Source organism: Pseudooceanicola endophyticus, assembly GCF_018760365.1.
In the GTDB taxonomy this organism is placed as follows: domain Bacteria; phylum Pseudomonadota; class Alphaproteobacteria; order Rhodobacterales; family Rhodobacteraceae; genus Pseudooceanicola; species Pseudooceanicola endophyticus.
On sequence record NZ_JAHIAB010000011.1, the window covers coordinates 164998 to 182635 of the forward strand.

Here is a 17638-nt window from a genome sequence, read left to right on the forward strand (position 1 = left end):
TTCAAATTGGAGCTGAGGCCGATGCCCGATCCCGTACTCCCTCCCGTGCCGGGGTTGCCGGTGCGTGATCCGCGTAGCTGGGCCGCGGCGCAGGACCTGGAAGCCAGCTTCCTGTCCGAGATGCTGGCGTCGGCGGGTCTGGGCACGGTGCCCGAAGCCTTCGGTGGCGGCGCCGGGGAGGCGCAATTCGCCTCCTTCCTGCGGGAGCAGCAGGCCCGGGCCATCGTGGCGGCGGGGGGCATCGGCCTGGCAGAGCAGATCTATCAATCCCTTCTGGAGAAACCGAGATGACAATCGACCCGCAACATGCGCTGATCGAGGCGCTGGACAGTCTGCTGGAACAGGAGCGAGAGGCCCTTGTGGACGGTCGGCTGAGCGCGCTGCCGGAAATTCTGGAGCGCAAGGAACAGCTGATCGACAGCCTGAACGAGATGACCGGCCTTGCATCGGTCGATCTGCAGCCCTTGCGTGGAAAAGTGATGCGCAATCAGGCTCTTCTGGATGGGGCGCTGAAGGGGATCCGGTCTGTCGCGAACCGGTTCTCGACGCTGCGGCGGATGCGCCGGACGCTGGAAACCTATGATGACCAGGGGCGAAAATCCTCTCTGGTTCGGGCGCGCGACAACACGCTGGAGAAGCGGGCCTGAGTGCCGGGAATTTGACTTAAATGCCGGGAAGGCGCCCCCCGGCATTTAGGATTCCGTTAGCAATTTGACGTCATTGTTCCCCTGCATCCGATCGGATGGCGCGAAGTCGGAAAAACGCCGAATCTTCGCACTGGTCAGAACGACATCTCCACCGTCCCGCAAGGACGGGATGCCAGCACGGGCGTAAAGCGCCCATTGACCAAAGGAACACTCAATGTCCAGCATTCTCACGAACAACAGCGCCATGGTGGCTCTGCAGACCCTGAAGTCGGTCAACAAGTCCATGACCAGCATTCAGGGCGAAATTTCGACCGGCAAGAAAGTTGCCAGCGCGAAGGACAACTCGGCGACCTGGGCCATCTCGAAGGTGATGGAATCGGACGTAAAAGGCTTCAAGGCCATTTCCGAAAGCCTCGCTCTGGGCGAATCGACCGTCTCCGTCGCACGCTCCGCCTCCGAAACCGTGACCGATCTGCTGACCCAGATGAAGGGTAAGATCGTCGCGTCCCAGGAAGAGAACGTCGACCGCGACAAGATCCAGACCGACATCGACGCGCTGAAGGACCAGATCGCGGCCGTTGTCGGCGCGGCCCAGTTCAACGGCCTGAACCTGCTGTCCAACACCGACAGCACCGCCGATACCGGCACCGTCAATATCCTGTCCTCCCTCGACCGCTCCGGCAGCGGCGTCGCGGTCAGCGAGATTGCCGTTTCCAAGCAGGACCTTGGCCAGGGAGCTGCCACCGCCGGTACCACCGCCGGTACCGCCGTGACCGTGTCGGGCGCCTCGGCGGCTGCCAGCGGTGGCACGGTGGACTACGACCTGTCGCCCTCGGACAACGGCTACGGCACGTCGTTCGAATTCTCTCTCGCCATGGGCTCTTCGACCATCGAGGCCACCTATGTGCAGCGGGACGGCGAAACCGCCGAGAACGCGGCTGAGCAGCTGGCCATGCGCCTGAACTTCGCGCTTGCCGATGCCGGGGAGACGGACTTCAGCTTCACGGCGGATGGCACGACCCTGACGGTGACCAACAACTCGACCGCAGCCCTGGCGACGGCTGCGACCGACTTCACCGTGACCACGGACGGCACCGCCGGCGGTGGCCTGGAACTGCTCGACAGCATCGACGTGACCTCGGCCAATGGCGCCGCGGCCTCGCTTGCGGCGATCGAGGGGCTGACCCAGCTGTCCATCGATTCGGCAGCCTCCTTCGGTTCCGTTGAGGGACGGATCGGTACCCAGTCGGAATTCATCAGCTCGCTGATGGACTCCCTGAAGTCGGGCATCGGCACTCTTGTCGATGCCAACATGGAAGAGGCTTCGGCGCGTCTTCAGGCGCTCCAGGTGCAGCAGCAGCTGGCCGTTCAGGCGATGTCGATCGCCAACCAGGCACCGCAGACGCTGCTCTCGCTCTTCCGATAAGGCGAGGCAACTGACCAGGGGCGCGCCTGACGCGCCCCTGACGAGGTTCGTGAAATCTCACCTTTGACTGGAAGGATTCCAAGTGACTGCTCATGCTCAAGCACTGCGCGCTTACGGGCAGGCCTCGAACCCGATCCGCACGCCGCGGGGAACGGAATACGAGGTATTCGCGCGAATCACGCACAGGCTCGTCGCTGCCGCCCGGAAGGGAGCTGCCCGAAACGGGGCCGACAAGTCTTCGGCGGAAAATTTCAACGAGCTGGCCCGCGCCCTCTATGAAAATCGCCGCCTCTGGACGTTGCTTGCCGCAGATGTGGCCGACGCCGCCAATACGCTTCCCGAAGCGCTGAGGGCGCAAATCTTCTACCTTGCCGAATTCACTCAGGTGCACAGCCGCAAGGTTCTGGCTGGCAAGGCAAGCCCCCGTGCACTGATCGAGGTGAATACCGCTGTCATGCGGGGGCTTCGGGCGGAGGGGGCTGCCAAATGACCGGGTTGATCCTCAAACTGTCCCCGAAGGAGCGGGTTCTGATCAATGGTGCGGTGATCGAGAACGGGGATCGCCGGTCGCGGCTTTCTATCGTCACGCCGAACGTGAATATCCTGCGCTTGCGGGATGCCATTCATCCCGAGGAGGCCAATACGCCCGTCCGACGCGTCTGCTACGCGGCGCAATTGGTGCTGACCGGTGATGTGGATCCCGAGGAAGCCCGTCATCAGTTGCTGAGGCGGATCGAAGAGTTGAGCCAGATCCTGACGGATCCCGACAGTCGCAATCTGCTGTCCCAGGCCACCGAGGCGGTCCTGCAGGGCCAGTATTACCAATGCCTCAAGGCGCTGCGCGGCTTGCTGCCGCGCGAGGATCGCCTGCTGGCGGCGAGGCTGTCATGAGCTTCACTCCGGTTCTCCCCGCCACGGGCCTCGTCGGTTGGGTCTTTCTGGACCGGACCTACGAAAACCAGCGGGCGACTTTCGACAAGTCGCCCCTGATCACCCGCGATACCGCCTATTTCGAGGAAAATATCGGCAAGGTCAAAACTGCCGAGGATCTCGTGTCGGACCGGCGGCTGCTGCGTGTCGCCCTGGGGGCCTTCGGGCTGCAGGACGATATCAACAACACCTTCTTTATTCAGAAGATTCTGGAAGGCGGGACGTTGAAGGAAGACTCCCTGGCCAACAAGATGACGGATCAGAGGTACAAGGATCTTGCCCGCAAATTCGGTTTCGACCTGACGCCGCCAAGCACCGCCATCTCGACCTTCGGCAGCGAGATCGTTGAGAAGTATCGTCAGCAACAGTTCGAAGTGGCCGTGGGCGAACAGGACGACACCATGCGATTGGCGCTGAATGCGGATCGTGCCTTGGCGGCGCTGTCATCCGATACCAGTTCGGTGAATGCCAAGTGGTTCAAGATCATGGGGACCTCGGCACTGCGGCAGGTGTTCCAGACGGCCTTTGGCCTTCCCAGCAGCATCTCTCAGATGGACCTCGACAAGCAGCTCGAGCTTTTCAAGGATCGTGCCGAGTCCGTGCTGGGAAGCGAGGACCCATCGGTTCTGGCAGATGATGAGCAGCGCGAGGGCTTTATTCGCAAGTTCCTCCTGCGTAGCCAGCTTGATGAGTACCAGGCCAGCACGAGCGGCAGCATTGCACAGACCCTTCTCTCCAGCGCCGTGAGCTTTGCCTATTCTCTGCGAACCCCCTGAAGTGATTTTGGGGCCGGGCCGTTCTAGCCCCGGCCCCTTGGCTTCAGCAGTGCCTCCTTCGAAGCTGGGGGAGTCCTGTTTTGCGTGGCGCCCCGCGGCGTCGTGGTTGCGCGGCGCATGATCAGGCGCAGTCGCGCGAAAGAGGCTTCTGTGTCATTGGCTTCCTTTTCTCCTAGGAAGGCGTCCAGCTCGGGCCAGGCGCGGATGGCATGATCCAAGGTTGGATCGCTGCCGTTCACGTACAGGCCGGCCTGGACCATCATCTCGGAACGGGCATAGGCACTCAGTAATTGGCGGGCCTCGGCAATGTCGCGGTTCTCCTGATCGGAGGCCGCATCGGGGAGGCTGCGCGAGACCGAGCGCAGCAGGTCGATGGCCGGGTAGCGCCCGCGTTCGGCGATCTGACGGTCGAGGACGATATGGCCATCCAGCACGCCGCGCAGGATATCGGCCACCGGTTCTTCCATATCGGAGCCTGCCACGAGCACGCTGAAAATGGCGGTCATGGCTCCGGCGGCGCCGGCACCGGGGCCGGCCCGTTCGCAAAGCTGCATGATCTGGGCCGCGGTTGAAGGTGGATAGCCCCGCAGGGCCGGCAATTCTCCGGCGGCGATGGCGACCTCACGATGGGCCTCGGCGAAGCGGGTGATCGAATCGGCCATGAACAGCACGTGCTTGCCGGCATCGCGGAAATGCTCGGCCACGGTCATCGCTGCCCAGGCGCAACGCCGGCGCACCAGGGCAGACCGGTCCGAGGTCGCCGCGATCACGACGGCGCGTTTCATCCCCTCTTCGCCCAGGGTCCGGTCGACGAATTCCCGCAGTTCGCGGCCCCGCTCCCCGACCAGCGCGATCACCGCGACATCGGCCTGCATGGTGCGGGCCAGATGCGCCATCAGGCTGGACTTGCCGACGCCGGACCCGGCAAAAAGTCCGATCCGCTGCCCTTCGACAATAGGGAGAAGCGTGTTCAGAACGCTCATCCCGGTTTCCAGCCGGGCGCCCAGAGGGTGTCGTTCGGCCGGAGGAGGTGGATCGTTTCGCAAGCTTTTCCAGCGGCTTCCGGGTAAAATCGGACGCCCGTCCAGGGGCTGGCCGTGGGGATCAATGACGCGCCCGATCCAGCTCAGGTCGGGGGCGATGCGCATCGGCCCCTGCAACACCACGCGATCGCCCAGCGACACGCCCTCGGCGCTGGCATCAGGCAGCAGGGTTACCGCCTGCCGGTCGAGGCAGATCACCTCTCCGTGCAAGGCCGAGCCGTCGCCCCGTGTTATCCGCAGGATATCACCCAGCCGGGCGAAGCGCCCAAGGCCCGTGACCCTCAATACCTCGGCCTCGACCGCGTCGATGCGTCCGACATGGCGGACGGCATCCAGCGCCCCCAGTTCGGCCTTGACCCCTTGCAGCACGTTCTGTGACACCGGTCGGCTCCTTCATTCCCTGCCAACGGTTTCTAAAGGAATCGGAGTTAAGCCTTGATTGAAACCAATCGAGGGAGAAGCCCCGGTGTTCGAAACTCTGCAGATCTTCCGGATGTCCGCTGCCATGGCCCGCCATGCCAGCTTCCGGGAAACGGTCATCGCCGAGAATGTCGCCAATGCCGATACGCCGGGCTTCAAGGCGCGCGACACCCTGTCCTTCACCGAGGCCCTGTCGGGCACCGGCCAGCAGGAGGGTCTGCGCGCGACGCGGGCGAAGCACCTCAATGGATTCGATCCCCGCGCCACGCTGGTCTCCGAGGAAAAGGACAATCCCTGGACGTCGCCAAACGGCAACTCCGTCTCGCTTGAGCAGCAGGCGCTGAAATCCATCCAGTCGAAACAGCAGCATGACCGCGCGCTGGCGATCTATCGCAGCGCCATGACCCTCATGCGCAGCGCCATCGGGCGCAGGTAAGGAGGCCACCAGATGGGGGATCTCTCCGATTCTCTCGCGATTTCCTCGTCCGGCCTGCGGGCCCAGGCGCAGCGCCTGCGGCACACGGCCGAGAATATCGCCAATGCCGACACACCGGGATACCGGCGCAAGACCGTGGCCTTCGAAGAGGTTGCGGGCGCCGGGGAAACGGTTGGCGGGGTCCGGACCGGTCGGGTGCAGCTCGACCGGTCGGATTTGCCGCGGGTCTTCGATCCGCAGCACCCGCTGGCCGATGAAAGCGGCCACTACGATGGATCGAACGTCGATCTGGTGGTCGAAATCGCCGACTCGCGCGAAGCGCAACGCAGTTACGAGGCGAACCTCAAGATCTTCGACCAGGCGCGCCAGATGTCGGCGGGTCTGCTTGAACTGTTGCGTCGTTAATCACGTCCGAAAAGGAGGTCCAGAATGGACATTCGTGCTTTGAATGCCGCCCGGAACTATGCGGCCGCACGCCCCGCCACGGAACCCGTGCCGGGCAGCGGCCAGGGGATCGGCGACAGACTCGGCGAGGTCACGAAGGACTTTGCCGAGACCTTCCGGGAAGGGGAACAGACCGCCCTGGCGGCGATGGTCGGAGAAGCCGACACCCAGTCCCTCGTTCAGGCCCTTGCGCAGACCGAACTGGCCGTCGAAGCGGCAGTGACGGTGCGCGACAAGGTTGTCGAAGCCTATCAGGAAATCCTGAGGATGCCGGTCTGACCGGGGGTTCTGGCCAGGATGGACGAGGCACTTCTCTTCGACACCCTGCGCCAGGGCCTCTGGGTCGCCGTGATCTCGGCTGCGCCGATCCTTGCGGTGGCCCTGGTGGTCGGCGTCATCGTGGGCCTGTTCCAGGCCCTGACCTCGATCCAGGAAATGACCCTGACCTTCGTCCCCAAGCTGGCGGCGATCGTCGTGATCTTCTGGCTTTCCATGAGCTTCATGACCCAGACCCTGGTCGCCTTCTTCCATGACCAGGTGATCCCGCTCATCATCGGAGGCTGAGCATGGAAAACGCGGGCTACACCACGCTGGCACGTCTCTCGGGGCTGATGCGAGAGATGACGGTGATCGCCAACAATATCGCCAATGCCAATACCACCGGGTTCCGGCAGGAAGACCTGATCTTCTCGGAATACATTGCCCCGGTGGATGACGGCCCCTCGCTGTCGATGGCCGAGGCCAATCTGCAATGGATCAACTACGCCCAGGGCACGCTGGAGCAGACCGGCGGGCCGCTCGATTTCGCCATCGAGGGCGACGGCTATTTCGTCATCCAGACCCCGAATGGCGACCGGCTGACCCGGGCCGGCAGTTTTGCCAGTTCCAATGCCGGGGACCTGGTGACCAATGACGGCTACCCGGTGCTCGACAGCGGCGGCGCCCCGGTCTTCGTGCCGCCCGATGTCGATGTCAGCGTCGGTGCCGATGGCACGCTGTCGGCCAATGGCCAGGCGATCGGTCAGATCGGCATCGTCCGTCCCCTCGATCCGCTGGCTCTGGTGCGCGAGGGCGGTGTGATGTTCCGCGCCGATGCCGGCACCGAGCCGGTCGAGGATCCCCGCGTCCTGCAGGGCTTCCTCGAGGCCTCCAACGTCGATCCCATCGGGCAGGTTGCCCGCATGGTCGAGGTGCAGCGCGCCTACGAGCTGGGCCAGTCCTTCCTCGACAAGGAGGACGAGCGCATCCGCACCTCCCTCCAGACCCTTCTCAAATAGGAGCTTGCCATGAGAGCCCTCAAGATCGCGGCCACCGGGATGGCCGCCCAGCAGATGCGGGTCGAGACGATCTCGAACAACCTCGCGAACATGTCGACCACCGGCTACAATGCCCGCCGGGCAGAGTTCGCCGATCTGCATTACCAGCAATATGCCCGCGCCGGCACGATCAACGCCACCGACGGCACCATGCTGCCCACCGGCATCCAGCTGGGGCTGGGGGTGCGTCCGGCGGCGGTGACCATGCAGGTGCAGCAGGGCGCGCTGCTGCAGTCCGGCGGCGACCTGGACCTGGCAATCGAGGGGCGCGGCTACCTGGAGGTCACGCTGCCTTCGGGCCAGACCGCCTATACCCGGGACGGGGCGCTGAAGCGGACCGCCGACGGGTTGATCGTCACCTCCGACGGGTATCCCGTCTCGCCCGAGATCACGATCCCGGATGATGCGCGCTCGATCTCGATCAACCCCGATGGTGAGGTCTATGCCTATTTCCTCGGGAACACGTCGGCGCAGCTGCTGGGCCAGTTCAACGTTGCGGGCTTCACCAACGTGAAGGGGCTGGAGGCCATCGGCTCCAACCTGTTCGTCGAGACCGAGGCCTCGGGTGCGGCGGTTCTGAGCACGCCGGGAGAGGACGGGCTGGGCACGCTGCGCCAGGGCTATCTGGAAGAAAGCTCCGTCGATCCGGTCCGCGAGATCACCGAGCTGATCGAGGCGCAGCGCGGATACGAGCTGAATTCCAAGGTGATCTCGGCCTCGGACCAGATGCTGGCCGCGACGGCACAGGTGCGCTGATGCTGCTGCTGCTTCTCCTGCTGGCGGCCGGGCCGGCGCAGGCCGACACGGTCATCGCGGCACGCAACCTGCGTCCGCAGAGCGTGGTGGGCCCGGGCGACCTGATCCTGCAGGAGGGCAGCCTGCCGGGCGCCTACGAAAGCCTGACCGGGCTGGTCGGGATGGAGGCGCGGGTGACGCTCTATGCCGGGCGCCCGGTGCGACCGGGTGATCTGGGCCCGCCCGCCCTGGTGGAACGCAACGGGCTGGTCAGCCTGGTCTACGACCGTGGCGGGCTCAGCATAACGGCAGAGGGGCGCGCGCTGGACCGGGCCGGCGTCGGAGAGATGGTGCGGGTCATGAATCTTGCATCCCGCCTGACGGTCAGCGGGGTGGTTCAGCCCGATGGATCGGTAAGGGTGAAATGATCATGCGTCTGACTCTCCCCCTGCTGATGCTGTTGGCGGGCTGCGCCCGGATGGAAGAGATCGGCCGGGCGCCGCCCTTCACCCCCGACACCACCTCGGCCGAACGCAGCGCGATGTTCACCCCCGGGCCGGTGGCCAGCCGTGGCCAGTTGCAGGAGGCCTCGCTCTGGCGTGGCGGCCAGGCCTCGCTGCTGGGCGATCGACGGGCGATGAAGCGTGGCGACATCATGACCGTGGTGATCGAGATCGACGACAGCGCGCAGATTTCCAACTCCACCTCGCGCAGCCGCAGCGGCTCGGAAAGCCTCGGCATTCCGAACATGCTGGGCCTGCCGCAGCGGATCGACAACGAGCTTCTCTATGAGGGGGCCACGATGGGCTCGGCGGTGGGGCTCGATTCCTCTTCCAGCGCCACCGGCGACGGCTCCGTCAGCCGCAACGAGAAACTGACCCTGCGGGTCGCGGCCACCATCGTCGACGTGTTGCCCAATGGCGTGCTCTCGATCTCGGGCAACCAGGAGGTGCGGGTGAACTACGAGCTGCGCGAACTTCAGGTCTCGGGCTATGTCCGGCCCGAGGATATCTCGCGCCAGAACGAGATCACCTACGACAAGATCGCCTCGGCGCGCATTTCCTACGGCGGGCGCGGGCAGATCAGCGAGGTGCAGCAGCCACGCTACGGCCAGCAGTTCCTTGAAAAGATCCTTCCGTTCTGAGGCCCGCCTATGAAAAAGCTCCTGCCCATACTCCTGATCATCCTCGGCATCGGTGGCGGCGCCGGGGCCGGGCTGATGCTGCGCCCCAAGCCCGCGGAGATGGCTGCGATCGACCCCTGCGGCGATGGCACCGGCGCCGTCGCCCAGGAGGCCGAGCCGCCGCCGCCCGCCGACGAGGCGCCGAAGGACAAGGACTACGTCAAGATGAACAACCAGTTCATCATCCCCGTGGTCATCGACGACAAGGTCGGCGCGCTGGTGGTCATGTCGCTGAGCCTGGAAACCGATCCCGGTTCCTCCGAAGCGGTCTATGCCAAGGAGCCGAAGCTGCGCGATGCCTTCCTGCAGGTGATGTTCGACCATGCCAATGTCGGCGGGTTCGACGGCGCCTTCACCAATTCCAACAACCTGGAACTGCTGCGGCGCAACCTGCTGAACGTGGCCCGCAAGATCCTGGGCGGCATCGTCAGCGATGTGCTGATCACCGACATTGCCCGCCAGGAAACCTGAGGGCGCCTGAAGCGAAGGCCAGATCACAAGGGCCGCCGGTCGGACCGGCGGCCCTTGCCCGTTCGGGCGGGGATCAGGGGCGGGCGCGGCGCAGCACGGCCAGCGCCTGAAGGTCGTTCAGCTGCTTCTGCCGGGCCTCCGCGCGCTCCGTGGCGCAGGCGCTGTCGTACAGGCGGGCAGCGATGTCCTTGCGACCCAGGCTGCGGGTCAGTTTCAGCCGCTGCTCGGTCTTGTCGGCCAGCACCAGCGCCAGCTCGGACTGGATCTGGCCGCGGCGCAGCCCGGCCCAGTCACGCCAGGCCCGGTCCTGCAGGCTGGCCCGGCCCAGGTCCTGGCCGGGTTCGGCGATCCGTGTCAGGAAGCTGTCGCGCATCCGGGCATCCAGCTCTTCCAGGGCGGCACGCAGCCGGGCCTCGTGGGCGGTGATCCGGGTCAGCCGCATCAGGTCGGCCTCGTAGGCCATGGCGGTGGCGGCGGCCAGCGGCGCAAGCTGGCGGGGGGGGACCGGCACGCGCATCAGATCCGCGCCTTCGCCTTGCGGCGCATCTGGTCGGCGAAGCGGATCGCGGCGGCCACGGCGCGGTAGTCGGAGGGGGCGATCTCGGCGCCGATCTCGACCTCGGTGTGCAGGCGCCGCGCAGTGGGCGGATCGGAATGGATCGGCACCCCGTGTTCGGCGGCGATGCGGCGGATGACATGGGCCACCTCGTCCATCCCCTTGGCGACGCAGACCGGGGCGCTGCCGCGCCGGCGGTCCCATTTCAGCGCCACCGCGTAATGGGTCGGGTTGACGATCACCACATCGGCCTTCGGCACCTCGGCCATCATCTGTGACCGGGCGATCTGCTCGCCGCGCATCCGGCGCTGCTGCTTCATGTGCGGATCGCCCTCGGCCTCCTTCATCTCGTCGCGGATCTCCTTGTCGGTCATGCGGTTCTTGCGCAGATGCTCGCTGCGCTGCCAGAGGAAGTCGATCCCGCCGATGGCCAGGGCAATGGTGAAGACGAGGAACAGGAAGGACAGGCAGAGCCGGCCCAGCAGCGCCGCGCCCTGGCCGGGGTCCAGCTCCAGCGTCATCACCATGTCCTGGAAATTCGCGTCGATGAACCGATAGAGGACGAAGGAATAGATCAGCAGCTTGGCCAGGCTCTTGAGGAATTCGGACAGCCCGCCGCGGCCGAATTTCTGCTTGGCATTGGCCACCGGAGAGAGGCGCGACAGCTTCGGGCGGATCCGTTCGGCAGAGACCACGAAGGCCTGCTGGGCGAAGACGATCGCCAGAACCGCAGCGGCGGGCACCAGGAAAAGCGGCGCGATGCGCAGCGCGACCTCGGCCATCATCCCGCCGGCCAGGCTGGTGCCGCCCGACAGCATCAGCGGCCCCAGTTGCGCCGACTGGTCGACCATGCCCTGCATCTGGCTGCCCAGCCCGACCAGCGCGGGCCCGCCAAGGGCCAGCCCCGCAACGCAGAGCCCGCCATAGGCCGCCGCCGTCGAGAGGTCGCTGGAGCGCGGGACCTCGCCCTTCTGACGCGCCTTCTGCAGCTTGCGGTCGGTCGGTTCATGCGGTTTCTCGCCGCTGTCCTCGGTGTCGGCCATGGTGCCTCAGAACGGGTTGCGCAGGAAGCCGAAGACGGCCTCTGCCCAGAGGGTCAGGATCTGCGGCGCCAACACCCACAGCAGTGCCAGCCCGCCGAAGGTGATCAGCGGCGCACCGACGAAGGCGACCATCAGCTGCGGCATGGCGCGGTTGATGACGCCCAGCGTCAGGTTGTAGATCAGCGAGACGATCAGGAAGGGGGCGGCCAGGGTATAGGCCATCCGGAAACTCTGGGCGATCAGCCGCAGCCCCCAGTCCGACAGGTCCGCCCCTGCGGGCCAGCTGCCGGCGGGCATCGCCTGGTAGGAGATCAGCAGGTAGAGCACCGCGTGCACATGCAGCCCCATCAGCATCGCCAGCGCCAGCGCGCCGATCATCAGGATATGGCCGATGGCGGGCATCGGTTCGGTTCCGGCATTGCCGAGGATCTGGCTGAGCGAGGTCGACTGCGCCATCATCGAGGCGGCGGTCTGCAGCCCCATCATGAAGGTCCGCAGCCCGAGGCCGAGTCCAAGGCCGGCGACCGTTTCCGTGCCGAGGAAGCGCAGGAAGGTCGGCCAGTCGGGACCGGGCGGAATGCGGATCTCGGGCGCGGCGCTGACTACCACGGCGCTGAGGCAGAGCGCGATCACCAGCTTCACCCGCACCGGGACCGCCTGTTCGCCGAAGCCCGGCAACAGGGAGGTGAAGGCCGCGACCCGCAGGAAGATCAGCGCGCCCTGCCAGAGCTGGTCCTGGGCAAGGCTCATCAGCCGGGCGAGCGCCTCAGTCATCGGGCACCATGGCGACCAGGGAGGGGCGGGCGTCGATGCCGATTTCCTCGAACGACAGCACGGGGTTGGTAATGCCGCGGGCGCTGAGGGCCGTGCGCAGGAAGCGCCGCCGCTGGGTCGAGGTGACCAGCGCCGCGTAGATCCCGCGATCCGAGGCATCCGACAGCGCCTGGGCGGTATTGGTGACCAGGCGATTGAACATGTCGGGCGGCAGGGCGATGTCGACGGCGCCGCGGTCGCGCTCGATCTGGTAGGTCTGGAAGATGTCCTCCCAGCCGGGGGCAAGCTGGATCAGCGGCACGGTGCCATCCTCGCGGCGCAGCTCGGCGACCAGCTGGAAGCCCAGCCGGTGGCGGACATGTTCGCAGATCGCCTCGGGTTGCTGGAGCTGGCCGCGCAGTTCTGCCACGGCCTCGAGGATCAGCGGCATGTTGCGGATCGAGACCTGCTCTCCCACCAGCAGCCGCAGCACCTGGTGCAGCAGGTCGAGTGGCACCTTCTCCGGGATCAGCTCGTCCAGCAGTTTGCGGTTGGCCTGGGCGCGGCGCTCGTCCGAGAGGTTGGTCATTTCCTCAAGCACCCGGCGCAGGGATTTCAGCGTCAGCAGGCGGGCAAAATTGCGCTTGATGGTTTCCAGCAGGTGGGTCGCCAGGACTTCGGTTGGGGTGACGATGGTCAGCCCCGAAAGGGCCGCATGGTCCTGCGCCGCCTCGGCGATCCAGCGCGCCGGGGCACCGTAGACCGGCTCGCGCACGTTCTCGCCCTGGGGCAGTCCGGTTTCGCCGCCCTGGGTGAGCACCAGCACCTTGTCGGGACGCAGCACGGCCCGGGCCTGTTCGACCCCCTGGATGCGGATCACATAGGCGCCCTTGGGCAGGCCGGGATCGTCGGTCAGCCGGATCTCGGGCAGGATCAGGCCGAAGCTCTCGGCGACATGCAGGCGCATGTTCTCGATCCGGGCATCCAGCCCGGTGCCGGGATCAAGCGCCATGTTCACCAGGTCCGGGGCGAATTCGACATGGATATCATCAAGATCGAGCGTGTCGCCAATGGATTTCTGCTTTGGCAGGGGGATGTCCCGGGCCGGTTCCGCCTTGGCGCTGGCGGCGCGGCGCTGGCGGTTGCGCACCACGTAGGCGGCGCTGCCCAGCACCGCGGCGCCCAGGGTGAAGGGGATCAGCGGCAGGCCGGGGACCAGTCCGAACAGCAGCATCAGCACGGCCACGGTGGCCAGCGCGGCCGGATGGCGGCCCAGCTGGCCGACCAGGGCCAGGTCGGTCGCCCCGGTGGAGCCGCCCCGGGCCAGCAGCAGTGCCGAGGCGATGGAGATGATCACCGCCGGGATCTGAGTCACCAGCCCGTCGCCGACGGTCAGGATCGCGTAGGTCTCGAAGGCATCCTTCATCGGCATGCCGTGGACGATCACCCCCATCATCAGCCCGACGACCAGGTTCAGCAGGGTGATCAGCAGCCCCGCCACCGCATCGCCCTTGACGAATTTCGACGCACCGTCCAGCGAGCCGAAGAAGGTGGTCTCCAGCTGCTCGCGTTCGCGGCGTTCGCGGGCCTGATTGTGGTCGATCGCGCCGGCGGACATGTCGCTGTCGATGGCCAGCTGCTTGCCGGGCATTCCGTCCAGGGCAAAGCGCGCGCCCACCTCGGCCATCCGGGCGGCGCCCTTGGTGATGACCATGAAGTTGACGATCAGCAGCACGCCGAAGACCACGAGGCCGAGGAAGACGGAGCCGCTCATCACGAAGTCGGCGAAGCCCTGGATGACATCCCCGGCGGCGGCGGTGCCGGTATGGCCATTGCCGATGATCAGCTTGGTCGAGGAGACGTTCAGGGACAGCCGCAGCATCAGCGAAGCCAGCAGGACCGTCGGAAAGGCCGAGAAATCCAGCGGCTTCTCGACGAAGAGGGTGACGGTGAAGATCAGGATCGCCAGGGCGAAGCTGGTGGCCAGGCCGATGTCGAGGATGAAGGCGGGCACTGGCAGGATCATCATGACGATGATCGCCATCAGCGCGAGCGCCAGCAGGATCGTGGGCTGGAACAGGGGGCGGGCTTCTGCCTCGGTCATCTGGGGTCCCGTTTTTGTTCAGGGCCGCCGCTTCGGGCCGGCCTCGGGGCATCCTTCGGGCAAATGGTTGAGAAGTGGCAAAGATTGCCCGCCTCGGGGCCCGGATCGGCTCACTGGTCCAGGGCGGTGTCCACCTGCAGCGTCGACAGCAGCTTCTGCAGGGCATTCCGGGTCTCGGCGCTCTGGCTCAGGGCATCGCGGCTGGCGGTCAGGCTGGGCGGGCCGAGGGCCGGCAGATCGACCGGGGCGGCCTCCTGGGTGGTGACGACATCGGCCAGGGTGGCGCCGGGGGCGGCCTGGCTGGATTGCAGCGTGCTCCAGTCCCGGGCCAGCAGCGCGGCACTGTCGGCGGCCTCGGTCTCTCCGATGGCGCGGAACAGTGTCTCCGCCCCCAGGAAATCATTGGTCTTCAGGCGCAGTTCGGCGCGCAGCCGGTCGGCATCCCGACCGGTCAGACCGGTCAGCTCGCCTTCGGCCTGGCGGGGCAGGTTCTGCGCCAGCGCCAGGCGCGCGCGCATCAGCCGGCGGCTGCGCCCGGCGTCGCCCTCGGCCCCGGGGGCAAGGTAGCCGGCGGCCTCGTCCAGGAAGCCAAGGCTCAGCAGGCGGTCGGCGACCAGGTTGGCGGTTTCCGGCGGGATGCCGTCGCGGATCAGCGGGGTGTGGCGGAAGTAGAGCCGCGCGAAGGCGGCATCCGATGCATTCATCGAAAGGTTCCGGGCCAGGCTGTCGGCCACCTTCGCGCGGTCCGGGCCCGTCATTTCGGCCTGCGCGGCCTCGAAAAGGTCATAGGCGGCGGTGAAATTCCCGGTCGAGGAATGCGCCGCGATTTCGGTCCGGGTCAGACCGGCTTCGATCGGCGTGTCGCGGTACTGTGCCCGGAAGCTTTCCAGCAGGCCGATCGTCTCGGGATCCACGGGCTTGCCGCCGGCCAGCGTGTCCTCGGTGTAATGCAGCAGCGCTTCGGCCGAGACATCATCGTTGTTGGCAATGATCTCGTGGTAGGCGGTGCGGTCGGGTTGGCCGCTGTCCTGGCTTTCGAGGCGGGCCGCCACCATCTCCTGCCGCGGGCTGGTGATCTCGGTCTCGCGTTCCAGTACCCGCATCAGATCGCGGGCGGTATCGCCTTCGTCGATGCTGACGAACCGCTGGGCCAGAATCGGGCCCAGGTAGCGTTTCAGCGGGTCCGGCAGCGTCATCATCGCGCGCTTGACCGCGACGGTGTCGATGTCCTGGCCAGGCGGCAGGGGATCCAGCGCCAGAATGCCCCATAGCGCGGCTTCGGAATCGCAATCGGTGCGGCTGGCAAAGGGATTGTCCTGCGGATCATGCCCGTATTCGAGGATCCGTGCGACCGAGGCCATTTCCCGGGTTTCGCGCGTGTCCAGCGCCAGCGCGTCGAGGACGCTGCGGGCCTCTGCGCCGAACCCCTGGGAGATGTAGAACTGTGCCAGTTCCAGGTGCGCCCGCGGATCGGGCCGGTCGAATTCCCCGACAAGGGCAGAGCGGAGCCGGGCCAGCTGGTCTGAAAACGCCCCGGTCTCCTCGGTCGAGACGGTGGGTGGCATGGCGAGGGCACAATCGTCGCCTGACAGGACGAAGCGGTTGCTGGGGCCGGGCTGGGCATCTTCAAGGGTCGCGGTCAGGGCGGCGACCCCGGGATCGGCAGTGGCGGTGTCGTCCGAAGCAGGCAGGCTGCGTTCCTCGGCGCTGAGCGCGGCGGCCCCACGCGGATCGGTCTGCAGCAGCCCCTCCGTGGCGGCTCCGCCGATGGCGCGCAGCAGGCTGTCCTCAAGCTGGCGGGCCAGGCGCTCTTCGGTTTCCGAAAGCGGCGCGGGCAGGTCCGGCAGGGCGTTGACCCGAGCCTCGGCAAAGCTGCGCAGCGGAGCGGGGATTTCCGGAGGGGGCGGGGCAGAGGTGGGGTCGGTCGCCATCGCGCCCTCGGGCGGATCGGGCGGGGGCATGGCGGGCAGGGCCGGCATCTGTGGCGGCACGGGTTGCGCCAGGCTGAGGTTGGCGCGCGGATCGGCCAGCGGGCGGTCGGCCAGCGGCATGGAGATGTCGGGCCGCTGCGGCAGGGGCGGGCCGTCGCGCAGGTCGAGGATCAGCAGCTGGGTCCCGTAGGTCGAAGGCTCGATCCGGCACAGGCAGGCCAGTTCCAGGGTCAGCGTCTGTCCCGGTTCAACGGTGACCTCGCGCAGGCGGTCCCTCTGAATTCTTTCGAAGACCTGAGATATATCAATGGACTGGATCGTTCCTGATAGGCTGACGGTGGCCCGGCCCGGGGATTGTACCAGGTCCCAGGTGGTTCCCCGCGGCAGGGAGATCGTCAGCCGCGTGAAGGCGGCATGATCGCCGGCCCGCACGACCGAGACCTGTGCCAGGGCCAGACCCGGCAGCAGCATCAGCAACAGGGCCAGCAGGCCGGTGCCCAGACGCCCGCTCATGCGGCGCCGCTGCTCTTGACCGCCTTCAGTGCCTCCTCGAGTTCCGAGAAGCTGGGGCGGTAGTGGGCCGGGGTGTTCTGGCGCCCGACCTCAATGCAGATATTGGTGGCGTGATTGTGCAGGTTGGCGACAAGCACCTCACGGATCAGCTGGTGGAAATGGCTGTCCTCCTCGGTCACGGTCTTCAGGCGGCCGGCGAAGGGTCCGACGATGCCATAGGCCAGGAAGACGCCCAGGAAGGTGCCGACGAGGGCACCACCGATCATGCCGCCCAGCACCTCGGGCGGCTGATCGATGGAGGCCATGGTCTTGATCACCCCCAGCACCGCCGCGACGATGCCGAGCGCCGGAAGCGCATCCGCCATGGCCTGCAGGGCGTGGCTGGAATGCATGGCGTGATGCAGGTTCGCCTCCATCCGCTTTTCAAGCACCTCCTCGACCTGGTGCGGATCGTCGTAGTTCATCGAGGCGGAGCGCATGGTGTCGCAGATCAGCTCGATCGCTTCGCCATCGGCGAGGACCTTGGGGTACTTGGAGAAGATGGTGCTGTCGTTTGGCGCCTCGATATGTTCCTCGATCGCGACCGGGTTCTGGCGGGCCAGGCGGATCAGTTCGAACAGCAGGCACAGCAGGTCGCGATAATCGTCGGGCTTCCATTTCGGACCCTTGAAGACCTTGCCGACATCCTTGGCCGTATGCTTCACGGCGGACATGTCGTTGGACAGCAGGAAGGCCCCGACGGCCGCACCGCCGATCATCATCAACTCGAACGGCAGGGATTTGAGGATGATCGACATCTTTCCGCCGGCCATGACGTAACCGCCGAAGACCATGACGAAAATCACACCGATACCGACGAAACCAATCATGCGTGCAGCCCCGAATCCACTGTCCCTGCCGGCAGGCTAGGG

The 17638-nt window shown here is 66.2% G+C and carries 22 protein-coding genes; 15 read left to right on the plus strand and 7 right to left on the minus strand.

Annotated elements, in window-relative coordinates; genetic code table 11:
• Positions 1 to 21: 21 nt before the first annotated feature.
• The 6 genes from KM176_RS18390 to KM176_RS18415 all read left to right on the plus strand — a co-directional run bounded on the left by KM176_RS18390 (position 22) and on the right by KM176_RS18415 (position 3779).
• Positions 22 to 291, plus strand: coding sequence for a rod-binding protein (locus KM176_RS18390; RefSeq protein WP_160896200.1), 270 nt, complete (start codon positions 22 to 24; stop codon positions 289 to 291).
• Entirely contained in the window at positions 288 to 647 is a 360-nt protein-coding gene (flgN, locus tag KM176_RS18395; protein WP_160896201.1) for a flagellar export chaperone FlgN, read from the plus strand. Before KM176_RS18390 ends, flgN begins: the two co-directional genes overlap by 4 nt.
• A gap of 214 nt (positions 648 to 861) precedes the next feature.
• Positions 862 to 2073, plus strand: a complete 1212-nt coding sequence (locus tag KM176_RS18400) for a flagellin N-terminal helical domain-containing protein (protein WP_160896202.1) — start codon at positions 862 to 864, stop codon at positions 2071 to 2073.
• Between the two features lie 82 nt (positions 2074 to 2155).
• Complete coding sequence (flaF, locus tag KM176_RS18405) at positions 2156 to 2563, plus strand: flagellar biosynthesis regulator FlaF (RefSeq protein WP_160896203.1); 408 nt, start codon at positions 2156 to 2158, stop codon at positions 2561 to 2563.
• Positions 2560 to 2964, plus strand: coding sequence for a flagellar biosynthesis repressor FlbT (gene flbT, locus KM176_RS18410; protein ID WP_160896204.1), 405 nt, complete (start codon positions 2560 to 2562; stop codon positions 2962 to 2964). Before flaF ends, flbT begins: the two co-directional genes overlap by 4 nt.
• Positions 2961 to 3779 carry a DUF1217 domain-containing protein gene (locus KM176_RS18415; protein ID WP_160896205.1) on the plus strand — a complete coding sequence of 273 codons (819 nt, stop codon included), beginning with the start codon at positions 2961 to 2963 and terminating at the stop codon, positions 3777 to 3779. The genes flbT and KM176_RS18415 overlap by 4 nt, the downstream gene beginning before the upstream one ends.
• Positions 3780 to 3802: 23 nt before the next feature.
• On the opposite strand, the gene KM176_RS18420 is transcribed toward KM176_RS18415, so the two are convergent.
• Positions 3803 to 5203 (minus strand): FliI/YscN family ATPase, encoded by a 1401-nt coding sequence (locus tag KM176_RS18420; RefSeq protein ID WP_160896206.1) that lies wholly within the window; start codon positions 5201 to 5203, stop codon positions 3803 to 3805.
• An 85-nt stretch (positions 5204 to 5288) separates the two neighbouring features.
• On the opposite strand from KM176_RS18420, the gene KM176_RS18425 reads away from it, so the two are divergent.
• From KM176_RS18425 to KM176_RS18465, 9 genes are read left to right on the plus strand one after another with little or no spacing between them, the layout of a single operon-like run.
• Entirely contained in the window at positions 5289 to 5678 is a 390-nt protein-coding gene (locus tag KM176_RS18425; RefSeq protein WP_160896207.1) for a FlgB family protein, read from the plus strand.
• Between the two features lie 12 nt (positions 5679 to 5690).
• Positions 5691 to 6083, plus strand: coding sequence for a flagellar basal body rod protein FlgC (flgC, locus tag KM176_RS18430; RefSeq protein ID WP_160896208.1), 393 nt, complete (start codon positions 5691 to 5693; stop codon positions 6081 to 6083).
• A 24-nt stretch (positions 6084 to 6107) separates the two neighbouring features.
• Complete coding sequence (gene fliE / locus KM176_RS18435; protein ID WP_160896209.1) at positions 6108 to 6401, plus strand: flagellar hook-basal body complex protein FliE; 294 nt, start codon at positions 6108 to 6110, stop codon at positions 6399 to 6401.
• Positions 6402 to 6419: 18 nt separating this feature from the next.
• Positions 6420 to 6686, plus strand: coding sequence for a flagellar biosynthetic protein FliQ (locus KM176_RS18440; RefSeq protein WP_160896210.1), 267 nt, complete (start codon positions 6420 to 6422; stop codon positions 6684 to 6686).
• A gap of 2 nt (positions 6687 to 6688) precedes the next feature.
• A complete protein-coding gene (locus tag KM176_RS18445; protein ID WP_160896211.1) occupies positions 6689 to 7399 on the plus strand; it encodes a flagellar hook-basal body complex protein in 711 nt (236 codons plus the stop codon).
• A 9-nt stretch (positions 7400 to 7408) separates the two neighbouring features.
• A complete protein-coding gene (gene flgG, locus KM176_RS18450) occupies positions 7409 to 8194 on the plus strand; it encodes a flagellar basal-body rod protein FlgG (protein WP_160896212.1) in 786 nt (261 codons plus the stop codon).
• On the plus strand, positions 8194 to 8601 hold the full coding sequence (gene flgA, locus KM176_RS18455; protein WP_160896213.1) for a flagellar basal body P-ring formation chaperone FlgA: 408 nt from the start codon (positions 8194 to 8196) through the stop codon (positions 8599 to 8601). The genes flgG and flgA overlap by 1 nt, the downstream gene beginning before the upstream one ends.
• On the plus strand, positions 8598 to 9317 hold the full coding sequence (gene flgH / locus KM176_RS18460; RefSeq protein ID WP_160896214.1) for a flagellar basal body L-ring protein FlgH: 720 nt from the start codon (positions 8598 to 8600) through the stop codon (positions 9315 to 9317). The genes flgA and flgH overlap by 4 nt, the downstream gene beginning before the upstream one ends.
• Before the next feature lie 9 nt (positions 9318 to 9326).
• Positions 9327 to 9827: a flagellar basal body-associated FliL family protein gene (locus KM176_RS18465; protein ID WP_160896215.1), complete on the plus strand. Its 501-nt coding sequence runs from the start codon at positions 9327 to 9329 to the stop codon at positions 9825 to 9827.
• Between the two features lie 73 nt (positions 9828 to 9900).
• Here the strand turns inward: KM176_RS18465 and KM176_RS18470 are convergent, their stop codons facing one another.
• The 6 genes from KM176_RS18470 to motA all read right to left on the minus strand — a co-directional run bounded on the left by KM176_RS18470 (position 9901) and on the right by motA (position 17596).
• Positions 9901 to 10338 carry a hypothetical protein gene (locus tag KM176_RS18470; protein ID WP_160896216.1) on the minus strand — a complete coding sequence of 146 codons (438 nt, stop codon included), beginning with the start codon at positions 10336 to 10338 and terminating at the stop codon, positions 9901 to 9903.
• Between the two features lie 5 nt (positions 10339 to 10343).
• Positions 10344 to 11426: an EscU/YscU/HrcU family type III secretion system export apparatus switch protein gene (locus KM176_RS18475; RefSeq protein WP_160896217.1), complete on the minus strand. Its 1083-nt coding sequence runs from the start codon at positions 11424 to 11426 to the stop codon at positions 10344 to 10346.
• A gap of 6 nt (positions 11427 to 11432) precedes the next feature.
• Complete coding sequence (locus tag KM176_RS18480) at positions 11433 to 12200, minus strand: flagellar biosynthetic protein FliR (RefSeq protein WP_160896218.1); 768 nt, start codon at positions 12198 to 12200, stop codon at positions 11433 to 11435.
• On the minus strand, positions 12193 to 14283 hold the full coding sequence (gene flhA, locus KM176_RS18485) for a flagellar biosynthesis protein FlhA (protein WP_160896219.1): 2091 nt from the start codon (positions 14281 to 14283) through the stop codon (positions 12193 to 12195). Before flhA ends, KM176_RS18480 begins: the two co-directional genes overlap by 8 nt.
• 110 nt (positions 14284 to 14393) lie before the next feature.
• Positions 14394 to 16727: a hypothetical protein gene (locus KM176_RS18490; RefSeq protein ID WP_160896220.1), complete on the minus strand. Its 2334-nt coding sequence runs from the start codon at positions 16725 to 16727 to the stop codon at positions 14394 to 14396.
• On the minus strand, positions 16724 to 17596 hold the full coding sequence (gene motA / locus KM176_RS18495) for a flagellar motor stator protein MotA (protein ID WP_160896221.1): 873 nt from the start codon (positions 17594 to 17596) through the stop codon (positions 16724 to 16726). Before motA ends, KM176_RS18490 begins: the two co-directional genes overlap by 4 nt.
• Positions 17597 to 17638 lie beyond the last annotated feature (42 nt).

Bases quoted from the DNA above. Each gene is read 5' to 3' on its own strand.
- flgC (WP_160896208.1), top strand. From the start codon at position 5,691: ATGGGGGATCTCTCCGATTCTCTCGCGATTTCCTCGTCCGGCCTGCGG.
- KM176_RS18415 (WP_160896205.1), top strand. From the start codon at position 2,961: ATGAGCTTCACTCCGGTTCTCCCCGCCACGGGCCTCGTCGGTTGGGTC.
- KM176_RS18445 (WP_160896211.1), top strand. From the start codon at position 6,689: ATGGAAAACGCGGGCTACACCACGCTGGCACGTCTCTCGGGGCTGATG.
- flhA (WP_160896219.1), bottom strand. From the start codon at position 14,283: ATGACCGAGGCAGAAGCCCGCCCCCTGTTCCAGCCCACGATCCTGCTG.
- flgH (WP_160896214.1), top strand. From the start codon at position 8,598: ATGATCATGCGTCTGACTCTCCCCCTGCTGATGCTGTTGGCGGGCTGC.
- fliE (WP_160896209.1), top strand. From the start codon at position 6,108: ATGGACATTCGTGCTTTGAATGCCGCCCGGAACTATGCGGCCGCACGC.
- KM176_RS18490 (WP_160896220.1), bottom strand. From the start codon at position 16,727: ATGAGCGGGCGTCTGGGCACCGGCCTGCTGGCCCTGTTGCTGATGCTG.
- flgG (WP_160896212.1), top strand. From the start codon at position 7,409: ATGAGAGCCCTCAAGATCGCGGCCACCGGGATGGCCGCCCAGCAGATG.
- flbT (WP_160896204.1), top strand. From the start codon at position 2,560: ATGACCGGGTTGATCCTCAAACTGTCCCCGAAGGAGCGGGTTCTGATC.
- KM176_RS18390 (WP_160896200.1), top strand. From the start codon at position 22: ATGCCCGATCCCGTACTCCCTCCCGTGCCGGGGTTGCCGGTGCGTGAT.
- motA (WP_160896221.1), bottom strand. From the start codon at position 17,596: ATGATTGGTTTCGTCGGTATCGGTGTGATTTTCGTCATGGTCTTCGGC.
- flgA (WP_160896213.1), top strand. From the start codon at position 8,194: ATGCTGCTGCTGCTTCTCCTGCTGGCGGCCGGGCCGGCGCAGGCCGAC.
- KM176_RS18400 (WP_160896202.1), top strand. From the start codon at position 862: ATGTCCAGCATTCTCACGAACAACAGCGCCATGGTGGCTCTGCAGACC.
- KM176_RS18480 (WP_160896218.1), bottom strand. From the start codon at position 12,200: ATGACTGAGGCGCTCGCCCGGCTGATGAGCCTTGCCCAGGACCAGCTC.
- KM176_RS18440 (WP_160896210.1), top strand. From the start codon at position 6,420: ATGGACGAGGCACTTCTCTTCGACACCCTGCGCCAGGGCCTCTGGGTC.
- KM176_RS18465 (WP_160896215.1), top strand. From the start codon at position 9,327: ATGAAAAAGCTCCTGCCCATACTCCTGATCATCCTCGGCATCGGTGGC.
- KM176_RS18475 (WP_160896217.1), bottom strand. From the start codon at position 11,426: ATGGCCGACACCGAGGACAGCGGCGAGAAACCGCATGAACCGACCGAC.
- flgN (WP_160896201.1), top strand. From the start codon at position 288: ATGACAATCGACCCGCAACATGCGCTGATCGAGGCGCTGGACAGTCTG.